The sequence below is a fragment of the Stenotrophomonas sp. YJH_SMC_8 genome, from assembly GCF_059371315.1.
This window is the reverse complement of sequence record NZ_JCAFUL010000003.1, coordinates 276083-290127: the sequence shown is the minus strand read 5'-3', so window position 1 is coordinate 290127 and position 14045 is coordinate 276083. Positions and strand designations below refer to the sequence as shown.

The window sequence follows — 14045 nt, the reverse complement described above, 5'->3', positions numbered from 1 at the left end:
GGGCGTGTGCAAGGGCGTTACCGGTTCAGGTTTCCGGCGGAATCTAGGGCCAAGGGGCTAAACAGGGGGTGACCGTCCAGCCAGGGCTGCCCCTCCCGTTCAGCCAGCCGGCCCTCGCACAGCAGCTGCAGCGTGGCGATCAGCAGCGGGTGCTCCACCGCCAGCACCCGCTCGGCCAGGCTGTGCGCGTCGTCGCCCGGCAGCACGGGAACCCGTACCTGCGCCAGCACGGCTCCGGCATCCAGCTCCGGCACCACCAGGTGCACGCTGGCACCGTGCTCGGCATCGCCGGCCTGCAGCGCCCGCGCGTGGGTGTCCAGGCCCTTGTGCAGCGGCAGCAGCGACGGATGGATGTTGACCAGGCGGCCGGCGAAGCGCTGCACGAAGGCCGGACCAAGGATGCGCATGTAGCCTGCACAGACGATCCAGTCCGGCTGTACTGCTGCCAGCGCATCGCCCAGTGCCTGCTCGTAGGCGGCGCGGTCACTGAAGGACTTCGGCGTGTGTGCCCAGCGCAGGCCGGAATCGACGCGCTGCAGTGCTTCTGCAGCGGGGCGGTCGGAGAACACGCCGGCTACCTCGGCCGGCAGGCGGCCGCTGCCGATCGCGTCGAGGATGGCCTGCAGGTTGCTGCCGCGGCCCGAGGCGAGCACGGCGATGCGGGTTGGGGCGGTCATTGCAGGGAACTCCGGCGGATCAATGGCCAGGTCAGCAGGCTGCCGATGGTCGCCATCAGCATGTCGGCATGCGCATCCCACATGTCACCCTGCTGGCCGTTGTAGGCTTCGGCGGCATTCGGCGACAGCGCCAGCGCAATGGCCCATTCGAACCATTCGTAGACCAGGCTGGCGCACATCACCGTCATCACTGCCAGGGTGAAGGCTTGGCCCAGCCGCAGCGCTGGCCACGCATGGCGCGCCAGCTGCAGCAGCGCGGGGGTGAAGCAGACGCCGAACAGGAAGTGGATGAGGCGGTCGAAGTGATTGCGCTGCCAGCCGAATGCCGCGTTGGGCGACCAGCCGGTCAGCGCCTGCGCCCAGGCGTCGTAAGGCACGTTGGAATACAGCCAGCGCGCCGCCACGCAGTGCAGAGCGATGAAGCCGCAGATGGCGATGAAAGCGCCGTTGCCCAGCCAGCCACCGCGACGGTCGACCCACAGCAGGGCGACCAGCCCGACCACGGTCAGCGTGCTGTGCAGGGCCTGCTCGGTGGGCCACAGCGGGTGGATCCAGCTGATCGCGAAGACCGCCAGTACGGCGGCGAAGGCCAGCTTCTTCGGTACCGGGAAGCGGTAGCGGGTGGGTGAGGCGGTCGTTGAGAAGGCTGGCGAGGACATGTCGGGTCGATCAGGGGAGGGCGGCTGTCTGCCCACGGGCTCAGACACTGAGATGGTCGCCGCGGTCGAACAGCGCAGCCATCTCCGGCTTGGACAGGAACACCCAGGCATAAGCGGTCAGGGCCATGCCCAGCGGGCCGGCCAGCACGCCCAGCCAGGCCGCGCGCTGGCACCAGGCCAGGCCGGTGCGCTGTGAAAGCTGGCGGGCAGTACGCAGCTGCACGAAGCCCAGCACGGTGGCCAGCAGGGCGATCGAGGCATGGATCGAGGCCAGCATCCAGGCATCGTCCAGCCCGCGTGAGTGGGCCACCCATCCACTGAGGCCAAGGAACGCCACTGCGGCGACCCAGTGGAAACCGGCCAGTGCATGGAACAGCACGCTCAGTGTCTGCAGATGGCTGACCAGCTGCAGCTGCGCCAGGGTCTGGTGCGGCAGCGGCGGTGGATTGCCGGAGGCGGTCATGCGGCCGTGGCGGGAGCGTCGAAGGCAGCCTTGACCTGCGGACGCAGCAGGGTGATCAGGCTGAACACCCCCAGCACCGTGCCGACCGGCGTGAACAGGCAGGCCAGGCCAGCCGCGATCAGGCACAGCAGATGGCGGCGGCGGCGGGACAGGCAGCGGCCGGCATAGGCCACGAACGAACCCAGCGCGATGCCACCGAACACGACGACGCAGCCGAGAACAGTGAACACCCAGCCCATCAGGCGCTGTTCCTCCGGCGAGGAGGGCTCGCCGCCGGACTTCATCGGCAGGCTGCCGGTCAACGCAGCGATGCCGATCACGATGTGCAGGATGAAGATCAGCGAGAACAGCACGATCAGGCCACCGACCACGTAGTGTGCGATGGCCAGCATGCGCAGGTGGTCGGCATCCTGCGCGCTGAACGGCGGTACCGTCGCCAGCGGCGGCGGCACGGGGGCGGGCGACAAGGGGGGCGTTGCGTCCATGCGGGCTCCTGGTTGCCGGGCTCAGCCGATGTGGACGCGCTCGGCGCCTTCGGCGGTGACCACCTGGCCGATGGTCCAGTGCTCCAGGCCCTGCGCCTTGACCGCCTCGGACACCGCAGCAACCTGGTCCGGCGCGACGATCAGCACGAAGCCGATGCCGCAGTTGAAGGTGCGCCACATCTCGCTGTCGGCCACCGCGCCTTCCTTCTGCAGCCACTGGAACACCGGCGGCAGGGTCCAGGACGACGCCTGGATGTCCAGGCCGAGGCCGTCGGGCACCACGCGGATGATGTTCTCGGTCAGGCCGCCACCGGTGATGTGGGCCATGCCATGGATGGCCTCGCCGTGCGACTTCAGCAGCGACAGGATCGGCTTGACGTACAGGCGGGTCGGCGCCATCAGCGCATCGACCAGCTTCACGCCGCCTTCCAGCTCCAGATCGGCCGGGCGGCCGGCGCGGTCGTAGATGCGGCGGACCAGCGAGTAGCCGTTGGAGTGCGGGCCGGAGGAGGCGATGCCGATGAGCACGTCGCCGGCGGCCACGCTGGCGCCGTCCTTCAGCTCGCTCTTCTCGACCGCGGCGACCGTGAAGCCGGCCAGGTCGTACTCGCCCGGGGCATACATGTCGGGCATTTCAGCGGTTTCGCCGCCGATCAGGGCGCAGCCGGCCTCGGTGCAGCCGTTGGCGATGCCGCCCACGACCGCCGCCGCGGTGTCGATGTCCAGCTTGCCGGTGGCGAAGTAGTCCAGGAAGAACAGCGGCTCGGCACCCTGCACCAGCACGTCGTTCACGCACATGGCGACCAGGTCGATGCCGATCGTATCGTGGCGGTTCAGCTGGTGGGCCAGCTTCAGCTTGGTGCCCACGCCGTCGGTACCGGACACCAGCACCGGCTCGCGGTACTTGTTGGACAGGTCGAACAGGGCGCCGAAGCCACCCAGGCCGCCCATCACTTCCGGGCGGAAGCTGCGCTTGACCAGGGGCTTGATCCGCTCGACCAGTTCGTTGCCGGCGTCGATGTCGACACCCGCGTCACGGTAGGTGAGGGGGGAGGGGGCGGAAGACGGGGTGTTGGTCACGGGCGTCGGCGCTGGCAGGGGTTGAACGGGCGATTTTAACAGGCCGCATTGGCGCAAAGGCCGTATTCGGGCAACAATTCCCCCGGATACGTCGAGCCAATGGATGTCCTGATGCGCCGCAGCCTGATTCTGACCCTGCTCCTTGCGCTGAGCCTGCCGGTGGCCACGATGGCCCAGAGCGGCCTTCGCACCGAGGGTGATGTCGCCACCGCCAGTGGCGCGTACGAGGCCGAAGTGCCCGTCAACAGCCAAGCCGAGGCCGATCGCAACGGCGCCCTAGCCCGCGCCCTGAGCGTGGTACTGGGCAAGCTGTCCGGCGACCGCAGCGTGACGTCCCGCCCCGGCGTGGTGCAGGCGCTGCGCAACGCCAAGGACTACGTGGCCAGCTACGACTACAAGCAGGACCAGAGCGTGAGCGCCAACGGCGCCCCCAGCTTCCGTACCCTGCTGGTGGCCCGCTTCCGCGAGGACGACGTTGACTCGCTGGTGTCGGCGCTGGGCCTGCCACTGTGGCCGCAGCCGCGACCGAAGCCGGTGCTGTGGCTGGCCGTCGACGATGGCAGCGGCCCGCGCCTGGTCAGCGTGCAGCAGGCCAACGCCGCCCGCCCGCTGCTGAACCGCGCCATCGAGCGTGGCTACAAGCTGGGCCTGCCCAGTGGTGGTGCCGCCGAACAGGCGCTGGCGGGTGCGATCTGGCGCCAGGACAGTGCCGCCGTGGCCCGTGTCTCCTCGCGCTACTCGCCGCCGATGCAGCTGATCGGCAAGCTGTACCGCGCCAATGGCGGCTGGCAGGCGGACTGGGTGTTCGTCGACAACGGCCGCGAACTGAACAAGTGGACCAGCAAGGACGCCAACGCCATGCGTGCGATGGCCGCCGGTGCCGACGGCGCCGCCGATGCGCTGGTCAAGCGCTACGCCAAGGCGGGCGCCGCCGTCGGCCAGGCCGGGACCTACCGCGTGATGGTCACCGGCATCAACAGTGCCGACGACTACCTGCGCCTGGCTGCCGGCCTGCGCGAGGTGCCGGTGGTGCGCAACGTCACCCCGCTGCACGCCTCGGCCGGCCAGCTTGAACTGAGCCTGGAGATGACCACCGGCCTGGCCGGCTTCAACCGCATGCTGGGCGACAACGGCGTGCTGGTGCCGAGCGCACCGCTGCCGGCCCTGCCCACGCCGATCGACGACACCACCGGTACCCCGGTGGCCGCCCCGGTCAGCAACGAGTACCGCCTGCGATGACCCTGACCCCGGAAGCCGAAATCGCGCAGTTCCTGCGCCGCCTGAAGTACATCCTGTTCGCCGGCCTGATCGGCTGGGTGGTGTGGCTGCTGGCGCCGATCCTGACTCCCTTCGTGCTGGCGCTGGCGCTGGCCTGGCTGGGTGACCCGCTGGTGGACCGCATCGAGGCCACCGGCCGCTCGCGCATGACCGGCGTGGTGCTGGTGTTCGCGGCGATGGTGCTGGTGATCGTGGCGCTGCTGCTGGTGCTGGTGCCGATGATCGAGCGCCAGATCACCACCCTGATCGCGGTCGCGCCCCAGGCACAGGCGTGGCTGATGGAAAAGGGCATTCCCTGGTTCGAGCAGAAGACCGGCCTGGAAGTGATGCAGTGGCTGGACCCGGACCGCCTGATCGAATGGGTGCGCAGCCACTGGCAGCAGGCCGGCGGCTTCGCCACCACGTTCATGGGCTACGTCTCGCGCTCGGGCTTCGCGATGGTGACCTGGGTGGTCAACATCCTGCTGCTGCCGATCCTGGCGTTCTACTTCCTGCGTGACTGGGACAAGCTGGTCGAGCGGGTCGCGTCGGTGATTCCGCGCAACCAGATCGGCACCATCAGCGCGCTGGCGCGTGAATCCAACGAGGTGCTGGGTGCGTTCATCCGCGGCCAGTTCCTGGTGATGCTGGCGCTGGGCGTGATCTATGCCGGTGGCCTGTCGCTGGTTGGCCTGAAGCTGGGCCTGCTGATCGGCCTGATTGCCGGCCTGATCAGCTTCATCCCCTACCTGGGCGCGACCACCGGCATCCTGATGGCGATCATCGCCGCACTGGTGCAGGCGCAGGGCTTCGACCTGAAGCTGCTGATCCTGGTCGGCGTGGTGTTCACCGTGGGCCAGCTGCTGGAAAGCTACGTACTGACCCCGCGCATCGTCGGCGACAAGATCGGCCTGCACCCGGTGGCGGTGATCTTCGCGGTGATGGCCGGCGGCCAGTTGTTCGGCTTCCTCGGCATGCTGCTGGCGCTGCCGGTGGCGGCGGTGACCAACGTGCTGCTGCGCTACGCGCACCAGCGCTACCGCCAGAGCGAGCTGTACGTGGGCGAGAAGCCGGCGATCGTGCTTGATGGCGTGGTCGATGCCCCCCATATCATCATTCCGAACGACAAGGGCCCCGACCTGAAGTGATGGGTGTGCCGCAACTGCCGCTGGCCCTGCATTACCCGCGGGACCAGCGCCTGGAGACCTTCATCGGTGCGCCGGATGGCGCGCTGGCGCAGCTGCGCGCGATCGCGGTGGGTGCCAGCCACGATTGGGTCTACCTGGAAGGTGCGGCGGGCACGGGCAAGACCCACCAGGCGCTGGCGATGTGTTCCAGCGCCGAGCAGGCCGGGCGCCTGCCGACCTATGTGCCGCTGGCCAGTGCGGCCGGCCGCGTGCGTGCGGCGCTGGATGGGCTGGAGGCGCGCGAACTGGTGGCGCTGGACGGCCTGGACGAGGTTGCCGGCAACCGCGAGGACGAGGTCGCGCTGTTCGATTTCCACAACCGCGCGCGTGCCGCGGGCGTGACCGTGCTGTACACGGCGCAGAAGGCGCCGGAAGCGCTGGGCCTGGTGCTGCCGGACCTGCGTTCACGGCTGGGCCAGTGCGTGCGCGTGCTGCTGCAGCCGCTGGATGAGGAAGGGCGAGCCGCGGTGCTGCGCGAACGCGCGCTGCGGCGGGGGCTGGCGATCGACGAGGCGTCCATCGAGTGGCTGCTGTCGCACACCGGGCGCGAGCTGGGTGGGTTGATCACACTGCTGGACTGGCTGGACCGCGAGTCGCTGGCGGCGAAGCGGCGGATCACCGTGCCGTTCCTGCGCCAGGTGCTGGAAGAAGGCCGGCCTCGTTACTGAGGGGGGGGGTTGTTTGCAGGGCTGCGCCCTGCACCCGCCGAAGCCGAAGCAACGTCAACGTCCAAAGCTGGCTTCCTGGGGGGAGGCGGGGTGGCTCAGGTTGCGGGGGACGGCGCAAGTACGTCCATGTAGCCTCGATCGCGCCATCCATGGCGCTCACGCCCCCGCAACCTGAGCCACCCCGCCTTCGACAGATTCCCGCGGCTGTTGGTGGGTGTCGACCTTGGTTGACACGTGCCTTGCTTGTGGTGGGTGTCGACCTTGGTCGACACCAGAGCAAGCGCAGCGAAGCGACCCGCTTTTGCTTTTCTTTCTTTCTTTCTTCCGTGGCTGGACGCGCACGGAAACTGTCAGAGGCCGGGCGGGTGGGCCATGCAGGGGCGTTGGCGCCATGGATGGCGCCATCGAGCTTACAGGGACGTACTTGCAGCGTCCCCTGCATGGCCCACCCGACCGGCCAAGCGCGGCTTTTGATTTGAGCGACCAGCCACGAGGGGCTCAGCCGTTCGCCGCCAACTCAGCATCCAGCGCGCGCAGGCGATCAACGGTCCCGACGTCGGTCCAGCGCCCACGATGGTGCTGCCCCGTCATCAATCCCTGCGCCATGAAATGCTTCTGCAGCGGCACCACCGAGAACTTCGGCGGCAGCCGCTCGCTGCCCGGCGCATCACCGATCACCGCGCGCCAATCGGCCACGATGGAGGGGCGGTAGACACCGATGCCGGCATAGGTCAGGCACGGGCCTTCGCGGTCGTGGTGCAGCACGCCCTGCGCGTCCAGCCGGTAGTCCCCGTTGGGATGCTGCGCCGGATTGTCGACCAGCACCAGATGCGCCTGGCCCTGTGGTTCGCGCGGCAGCGTGGCGAAATCGAAATCGGTCCAGATGTCGCCGTTAACCACCAGGAATGGGGCGTCGCCCAGCACCGGCAGTGCGTTGAGGATGCCGCCGCCGGTTTCCAGCGGGGTCTGCCCTTCGTACATGAAGTGCAGGCGCAGGCCCCACTGGCTGCCATCGCCCAGCGTCGCCGGGAACTGCTCGGCCAGCCATGCGGTGTTGACCACCACCTCGCGCACGCCCAGCGCGGCCAGGCGTTCCAGATGCCACACGATCAGTGGCTTGCCGGCCACTTCCAGCAGCGGCTTGGGCGTATGCAGGGTCAGCGGGCGCATGCGCTCGCCGAGGCCGGCAGCAAAGACCAGTGCTTTCATCGGGCCACGCGCATCGGTGCGGCCAGTTCGGCCAGCGCCGGCTTGATGCGGTCGTCCAGCAGCTGCTGCAGGGGGGCCAGCTCGCGGTAGCGCGGCAGCACTTCATCCAGATAGGTGATGAAGCGCGGTGCGTCGTCCAGGTAATGACCCTTGTTGTCGCGGTAACGCAGGCGGCAGAACAGGCCGAGGATCTTCACGTGGCGCTGGATGCCCATCCAGTCGGCATCGCGCAGGAAGGTGGCGCGGTCGGGCACCGGCAGGCCGGCACCGCGCGCACGCTCGTGGTACTGCGCCAGCCATTCGTCCACACGCTGCAGTGGCCAGCTCAGGAAGGCGTCCTTGAACAGGCTTACCGCGTCGTAGGCGATCGGGCCGCGCACCAGGTCCTGGAAATCCAGTACCGCTGGGCCGTCGTCGACCGGCATCAGGTTGCGCGGCATGTAGTCGCGGTGGGTCATCAGCTGGGCCTGGCCCAGCGCGTTGTCCATCAGGCGGCGATGCACCAGCTGCAGGCCTTCGATCTCGCCGCAGTCCAGTTCCAGGTTCAGGTGGCGCTGCAGGAACCACTCATCGAACAGCCCGGCATCGCGTTGCAGCAGCGCTTCGCCGAACTGGCCGAAGTCGGCCGGCACCGGGATCGCCTGCAGGCGCAGCAGCTGTTCGATCGAACGGTCGAACCATTCATCGGCATTGCGCTCGTCGAGGATCTTCGCCAGGGTCGGGCCGCCGAGGTCTTCCAGCAGCAGGAAGCCGGCCTCCAGGTCCTGGGCGAGCAGCATGGGCACGCGCAGGCCGTTGTCGTGCAGCAGGCCGCGCATGCGCAGCCACGGCCGCGGATCTTCCAGCCCCGGCGGGGCGTCCATCACGATGTGGCTGCCGCGCGTGCTGGTGGTGCGCCAGTAGCTGCGCATGCCGGCATCGACCGAGGCGCGTTCGACCACTGCATTCGCATCTTCGAGCTGGGTACGGGCCCACTGCAGGCGCTGCGCGCTGCGCTGGGGATCGGAGGCGGGTTCGGTCATGCAGGCATATCCGGGCGCGCCGGGCGCGCCAACGTCGGGAACAGGAAGGGAAGGGGATGCGGGCTCAGCGGCGGCCGCTGAACAGGCGCAGGACGGCCAGCACGGCCACCGCGCCCACCACCGCTCCGAGGAAACCGGCCGGTTCGCCGGGGGCGTACCAGCCCATGTACTGGCCGAACCAACCGGCCAGCAGCGCGCCAAGGATGCCCAGCACGATGGTCAGCAGGCAGCCCATGCGGTTGTTGCCGGGCATGAAGAAGCGCCCGAGCAGGCCGACGAAGAAGCCCACCAGCAGGATGTACAGCCAGCTGCTGCTGCCGAACAGACCATTCATGCGCGCGGATTCCGCTTGAGTGTGGGACGCAGCCTAGCAAGGCCAGGCTGCGTCCGTCACGGGTGCCGGATCAGCAGCAGCCGTGGTCGCCGTGGCGGGTGCCGCTGTCGGCGGCCACCGGCGAACCGCTGGTCTCGCCGCGCAGGCTGGCGGCGTAGTGCTCGCTGATCACCTTGGATACGCAGGCGGTGACCTTCTTGCCCATCGGGATGTGCAGGAATTCGTTCGGGCCGTGCGCGTTGGAGTGCGGGCCGAGCACGCCGGTGATCATGAACTGCGCACCCGGGAACTTCTCGCCGAGCATGCCCATGAACGGGATCGAGCCGCCTTCGCCCATGTACATCGCCGGCTTGCCGAAGAAGGCCTGGCTGGCGTCGTCGATGGCCTGGGTCAGCCACGGCGCCATGGCCGGGGCGTTCCAGCCGGTGGACGCCTTTTCAAGGTCCAGGGTGACCTGTGCGCCGTTCGGCGGGTCGCGCAGCAGCGCTTCCTTCAGCAGCTCGCCGCAGGTCTTGCCATCGGCGGTCGGCGGCAGGCGCAGCGACAGCTTCACCGAGGTCTGCGGGCGCAGCACGTTGCCGGCCGATTCCAGCGGCGGCATGCCGCCGACGCCGGTGACCGACAGCGCCGGGCGCCAGGTGCGGTTGAGCACCAGTTCGGTCAGGTCCTCGTTCATCGGGCGCAGGCCGTCGACCATCGGGAACTTCTCGAAGATCTCGGTATCGACCACTTCGGCGGCACGCTTGGCCTGTTCCTGGCGTTCGGCCGGAATCTCGACGTTCATGCCGTCGATCAGGATGCGGCCGGTGTCCTGGTCCTCGATGCGCGAAAGGATCTGGCGCAGCAGGCGGAAGCTGGACGGGATCACGCCGGAGGCATCGCCGGAATGCACGCCTTCGTTGAGCACCTTCACGGTGAAATTGCCGCCGGTCAGGCCGCGCAGCGAGGTGGTGCACCACAGCTGGTCGTAGTTGGCGCAGCCCGAATCCAGGCAGACCACCAGCGACGGCTTGCCGATGCGGTCGGCCAGGTGGTCGACGTAGGCCGGCAGGTCGTAGCTGCCCGATTCTTCACAGGCTTCGATCAGCACCACGCAGCGGGCGTGCGGCAGGCCCTGGGCCTGCAGCGCCAGCACCGCGGCCAGCGAGCCGAAGATGGCGTAACCGTCATCGGCGCCGCCGCGGCCATACAGCTTGTCGCCGCGCAGGACCGGGGTCCACGGGCCGAGGTCGTCGTCCCAGCCGGTCATTTCCGGCTGCTTGTCCAGGTGGCCGTAAAGCAGGATGGTGTCGTCGCCGGTTTCGGCGCCGGTGGCCGGAATTTCCAAGAAGATCAGCGGGGTGCGGCCTTCCAGGCGCACCACTTCGACCTTCAGGCCGGGCAGCTGCTGGGCCTTGGCCCAGTTCTCCATCAGGGTGACCGCCTGTTCCATGTAGCCGTTCTGCACCCAATTGGCGTCGAACATCGGCGACTTGTTGGGAATGCGGATGTAGTCGACCAACTGCGGGACGATCTCGCTGTCCCACTTGTCATTGACGAATTGGCCGAGCTTGGCGCTGTCCATCTGAAACTCCGGTTGCATGGGCTGTGATCGCGCCATTCTACGCCTGTGCCGGGGTAGGGTTTTTCCTACATCACGTCGGGTATTTGGCTGGCTTACGGAAATCCGGGAAACCGATAGGCTGTGCACATGTGGTGACGGACACTGTTCCTACCGACGGGATTGCCGGTCGGGGCGGCCAGAATCACAAGGAGATACACGTCGTGCCTTGGTTTGTCGTGTTGAGGGTGCTGGTACTGGTAATGGGGATCGCTGGGGCGCATGCCGCCGAACCGATCGACATCAACCGCGCCGATGCCCAGGCGCTGCAGCAGGGATTGACGATGGTCGGAGCCGCCAAGGCCGAGGCAATCGTCGAGCACCGGCGCAGACACGGCCCGTTTCATCGCGTCGAGGACCTGACGCAGGTGAAGGGAATAGGGAATGCAATCGTCGAACGGAATCGACAGCGGATCACCGTAGGCAACAGGCTGTTGCCGGCGGATCCGGTACCCGGATCGGTACCGGTGCGAACCGTACCCAGGCGCTGACAGCAGGAATCGTCGGAACCGGCAGGAGGCTGGTTCACCGGACACGGGCAGGACGCCTGTGACCACCGACCGCCGCAGGACGCGGCACCAATCACCAGGATGGTGGCATCACAGACCTGTGGAAGGGGCTGAGATACAAACAGGACAGACGCGGCCGCGTGCAGGATGCAACGCTACCCCCACAGCGCAGGATGCGAGGGGGCGGCAGCAGGCCGACAGGGACGTAACGATTGCCCGGTACGACACATGGCTGTGTCGCCGGGCAGTTTCATTTCAGGCGCCCGGTTTTGCCGCGGCCACCACGGGTCGATGGTGTACGGTGGCTGCTCCGCATGGAAAGGACACCCGCTGGATGTTTCCGCATCGCCCCACGACCCTGATGCTCGCCCTTGCACTGGCCCTGCCGCTGCTGGCCCAAGCTGCGCCGCCGTCGGCTGCCAAGCCTGCCGCTGCGGCCACCGCCGAGGTACGCGGGCCGACCGACCTCAAGCCGGGCGAATACCTGTGGCATCCGGAAATCTCGCCGACCGGCCCGATCGTGCTGGTGGTCAGCCTCGATGAGCAGCGCGCCTACGTCTACCGCAACGGCATCGCCATCGGCCTGACCACGATCAGCTCGGGCAAGGCCGGGCACGAGACGCCGACGGGTGTGTTCACCATCCTGCAGAAGGACAAGGACCACAAGTCCAACCTCTACAACAGCGCGCCGATGCCCTACATGCAGCGGCTGACCTGGGACGGCATCGCCCTGCATGGCGGCAGCCTGCCCGGGCACCCGGCCTCGCACGGCTGCGTGCGACTGCCACAGGCCTTCGCGCAGAAGCTTTTCAGCGAAACCCAGCGCGGCGATACCGTGGTCGTGGCCGATGCCAAGAGCTCGCCGATGACCCTGGCCTATCCGTCGGTGCTGGCACCGGTGAACGCGCGCGGGCAGGCGTTGCCGGAAACCGAGGGGGCGGCCACCCAGGCATGGTGGAACGACAGCGCGGCCCCGGCCGGGCAGGTCGGCATCCTGGTCAGCCTGCACGACCAGCGCCTGTACGTGCTGCGCGATGGTGTGATGATCGGCGAGTCGCCGTTGAAGGCCGACGCGCTGCCGGCCTTCCAGGGCACCACCCTGTTCGTGATGGGGCAGGGTTACAGCGACACCCCCAGCCCGCTGGACGCGAACCAGCGCCTGCACCAGTGGACGGCCTACCCGCTGCTGGGCCAGGACCGGGCCCAGGCCACGCCGGACCTGCTGGCCACGCCCTCGCTGCCGATGGCGCTGCCGGCCGATTTCGCCCGCCAGCTGTACCAGGTGCTGGTGCCGGGCACGACCCTGCTGGTGACCTCGCTGCCGGCGGTCCGCCCAAGCCCGGCTGAATCCGGAATGCAGCCGGTCTTGGAATCCGAGCCGCCAGGGTCCACCCTCAAGGGCAACTGACGCCCTCGTTGTGCCCATGACTGCATCCCGCCTGTGCCGGCTGGCCGCGTTCGGCCTGCTGGCGACCTCGGCCAGCGCCCCGGCGCTGGCACAGACGCCCGCCCTCGCCACCTCTGCCGATGATCTCGCTGCCCTGCTGTCGCGCAGCGCGCCCAAGGCCGACCGCCACGTGCTGCAGCTGGCGGCGCATGCCATGCGCTGCGCACTGCAACGGCCGGAGCTGGGCATCAACGGTGATCGCCTCAGCGTGATCGACTACTCGCGGCCGTCCACCGAGCCGCGGCTGTGGGTGTTCGACCTGGCCCACCAGCGCCTGTTGTTCGAGGAATGGGTGGCGCACGGCCGCAACAGCGGCGAGAACCGCACCGAGCATTTCTCCAACCGCGACGGCAGTTTCATGTCCAGCCTCGGCGCGTTCACCGCGCAGGAAACCTACATGGGCGGCAACGGTTATTCGCTGCGCCTGGCGGGGCTGGAACCGGGCTTCAACGACCGGGCGCGGGAACGGGCCATCGTCATCCACGGCGCGCCTTACGTGAACCCGGCAACCGCGCAGCTGCAGGGACGGCTCGGCCGCAGCCTGGGCTGCCCGGCGGTGCGCCTGTCGGTGGCCAAGCCACTCATCGACGCGTTGCGCGGTGGCACGATGGTGTTCGCGTATTACCCCGATCAGGACTGGCTGAAGCACTCGCAGCTGCTGGGCGGGGAGTGTGGTGGCCAGGGCACGCTCGCCACGCGGTGATGCACGACGGCACGCGGCATGATGCAATGCGCCGATGAACATCGACTCCCTGCTGCACACTCCAAGCCAGGTCATTTCCAGCCTGGACTATCGTCGCGAACGCTGGCGGAATGGACTTGGCTGGACCCGCGAGATCCTGCGCCTGCCCGCGCAGGGCGATGACTGGGCGCTGCGCCTGTCGGTGGCCGAGATCGAGCAGGACGCCGCGTTCTCCGCCTTCCCCGGCGTGGAGCGCGAGCTGGTGCTGCTGCAGGGCAATGGCGTGCGCCTGCGCTTCGAGGATGGCCGCGTGGCCGAAGTGTTGCCACCGCATGGGCGGGTGCGCTTTGCGGGTGAGGAAACACTGCACGGCGAACTGGTGGACGGCACCACCCACGACTTCAACCTGATGTGGAAGCGCGAGCTGCTGCAGGCCGAACTGCTGCACCGGCCGCTGGTGGGGTCGATGTTCTTCTTCTGCGAACCGGGCGTGGCCTGGGCGCTGCATCTCTTGGCCGGGCACGCCGAGTTTGGTGCTGACAGTGGATTGCCGGCCATGCAGGCCGGCGATACCGCGTGGTTGGCAGCCGGTGAACGGCAGCGTCATGCGGTGCAGGGCGGCGGCGAGCTGCTGGCGATCCGGGTAACGAGCGCCGGGTAGCGTCGGGCCGCGCCCGGCGTCACGGTGCGAACCAAGGTTCGCACCCACCAGGAGGCGGTTCGCACCCATCAGAGAGCATTTGTGGTTGGGGGCAGAGCCCTTTCC

General features: G+C 68.3%; 16 protein-coding genes. 7 read left to right on the top strand and 9 right to left on the bottom strand.

Translation table 11 applies throughout. The features are described from left to right. Window positions 1-17 precede the first annotated feature (17 nt). Genes purN through purM form a run of 5 tightly spaced genes read right to left on the bottom strand, consistent with a single transcriptional unit; the run spans window position 18 to window position 3364 of the window. Complete coding sequence (gene purN / locus AC5P88_RS05155; RefSeq protein ID WP_106551088.1) at window positions 18-677, bottom strand: phosphoribosylglycinamide formyltransferase; 660 nt, start codon at window positions 675-677, stop codon at window positions 18-20. Then, window positions 674-1336, bottom strand: coding sequence for a DUF2238 domain-containing protein (locus AC5P88_RS05150; RefSeq protein ID WP_106551087.1), 663 nt, complete (start codon window positions 1334-1336; stop codon window positions 674-676). Before AC5P88_RS05150 ends, purN begins: the two co-directional genes overlap by 4 nt. Before the next feature lie 40 nt (window positions 1337-1376). Continuing rightward, window positions 1377-1799: a hypothetical protein gene (locus AC5P88_RS05145; RefSeq protein WP_106551086.1), complete on the bottom strand. Its 423-nt coding sequence runs from the start codon at window positions 1797-1799 to the stop codon at window positions 1377-1379. After that, entirely contained in the window at window positions 1796-2284 is a 489-nt protein-coding gene (locus AC5P88_RS05140) for a hypothetical protein (RefSeq protein ID WP_106551085.1), read from the bottom strand. Before AC5P88_RS05140 ends, AC5P88_RS05145 begins: the two co-directional genes overlap by 4 nt. 21 nt (window positions 2285-2305) lie before the next feature. Continuing rightward, on the bottom strand, window positions 2306-3364 hold the full coding sequence (gene purM / locus AC5P88_RS05135; protein WP_049427462.1) for a phosphoribosylformylglycinamidine cyclo-ligase: 1059 nt from the start codon (window positions 3362-3364) through the stop codon (window positions 2306-2308). 99 nt (window positions 3365-3463) lie between these two features. On the opposite strand from purM, the gene AC5P88_RS05130 reads away from it, so the two are divergent. From AC5P88_RS05130 to hda, 3 genes are read left to right on the top strand one after another with little or no spacing between them, the layout of a single operon-like run. Beyond that, complete coding sequence (locus tag AC5P88_RS05130) at window positions 3464-4603, top strand: DUF2066 domain-containing protein (RefSeq protein WP_495224500.1); 1140 nt, start codon at window positions 3464-3466, stop codon at window positions 4601-4603. Next, the gene (locus AC5P88_RS05125) at window positions 4600-5769 is read left to right on the top strand and encodes an AI-2E family transporter (protein WP_106551083.1); all 1170 of its coding nucleotides are present in this window, start codon (window positions 4600-4602) and stop codon (window positions 5767-5769) included. The genes AC5P88_RS05130 and AC5P88_RS05125 overlap by 4 nt, the downstream gene beginning before the upstream one ends. Further along, window positions 5769-6476 (top strand): DnaA regulatory inactivator Hda, encoded by a 708-nt coding sequence (gene hda, locus AC5P88_RS05120; protein ID WP_106551082.1) that lies wholly within the window; start codon window positions 5769-5771, stop codon window positions 6474-6476. The genes AC5P88_RS05125 and hda overlap by 1 nt, the downstream gene beginning before the upstream one ends. 498 nt (window positions 6477-6974) lie before the next feature. Here the strand turns inward: hda and murU are convergent, their stop codons facing one another. The 4 genes from murU to AC5P88_RS05100 form a co-directional block, all read right to left on the bottom strand. Beyond that, window positions 6975-7685, bottom strand: coding sequence for an N-acetylmuramate alpha-1-phosphate uridylyltransferase MurU (gene murU / locus AC5P88_RS05115; RefSeq protein WP_106549240.1), 711 nt, complete (start codon window positions 7683-7685; stop codon window positions 6975-6977). Further along, window positions 7682-8707 carry an aminoglycoside phosphotransferase family protein gene (locus AC5P88_RS05110; RefSeq protein ID WP_495224499.1) on the bottom strand — a complete coding sequence of 342 codons (1026 nt, stop codon included), beginning with the start codon at window positions 8705-8707 and terminating at the stop codon, window positions 7682-7684. The genes murU and AC5P88_RS05110 overlap by 4 nt, the downstream gene beginning before the upstream one ends. A gap of 64 nt (window positions 8708-8771) precedes the next feature. Then, complete coding sequence (locus AC5P88_RS05105) at window positions 8772-9041, bottom strand: GlsB/YeaQ/YmgE family stress response membrane protein (RefSeq protein WP_005415577.1); 270 nt, start codon at window positions 9039-9041, stop codon at window positions 8772-8774. 70 nt (window positions 9042-9111) lie between these two features. Then, the gene (locus tag AC5P88_RS05100) at window positions 9112-10605 is read right to left on the bottom strand and encodes a M20 family metallopeptidase (RefSeq protein WP_099553086.1); all 1494 of its coding nucleotides are present in this window, start codon (window positions 10603-10605) and stop codon (window positions 9112-9114) included. A 200-nt stretch (window positions 10606-10805) separates the two neighbouring features. Between AC5P88_RS05100 and AC5P88_RS05095 the strand changes: the two genes are divergently transcribed. The 4 genes from AC5P88_RS05095 to AC5P88_RS05080 all read left to right on the top strand — a co-directional run bounded on the left by AC5P88_RS05095 (window position 10806) and on the right by AC5P88_RS05080 (window position 13940). Beyond that, window positions 10806-11132 carry a ComEA family DNA-binding protein gene (locus tag AC5P88_RS05095; protein ID WP_239503787.1) on the top strand — a complete coding sequence of 109 codons (327 nt, stop codon included), beginning with the start codon at window positions 10806-10808 and terminating at the stop codon, window positions 11130-11132. A 352-nt stretch (window positions 11133-11484) separates the two neighbouring features. Next, on the top strand, window positions 11485-12558 hold the full coding sequence (locus tag AC5P88_RS05090; protein ID WP_495224497.1) for a L,D-transpeptidase: 1074 nt from the start codon (window positions 11485-11487) through the stop codon (window positions 12556-12558). 16 nt (window positions 12559-12574) lie between these two features. Beyond that, complete coding sequence (locus AC5P88_RS05085) at window positions 12575-13300, top strand: murein L,D-transpeptidase catalytic domain family protein (protein ID WP_004147404.1); 726 nt, start codon at window positions 12575-12577, stop codon at window positions 13298-13300. A gap of 34 nt (window positions 13301-13334) precedes the next feature. Next, window positions 13335-13940: a HutD/Ves family protein gene (locus AC5P88_RS05080; RefSeq protein WP_495224496.1), complete on the top strand. Its 606-nt coding sequence runs from the start codon at window positions 13335-13337 to the stop codon at window positions 13938-13940. Window positions 13941-14045: the final 105 nt, after the last annotated feature.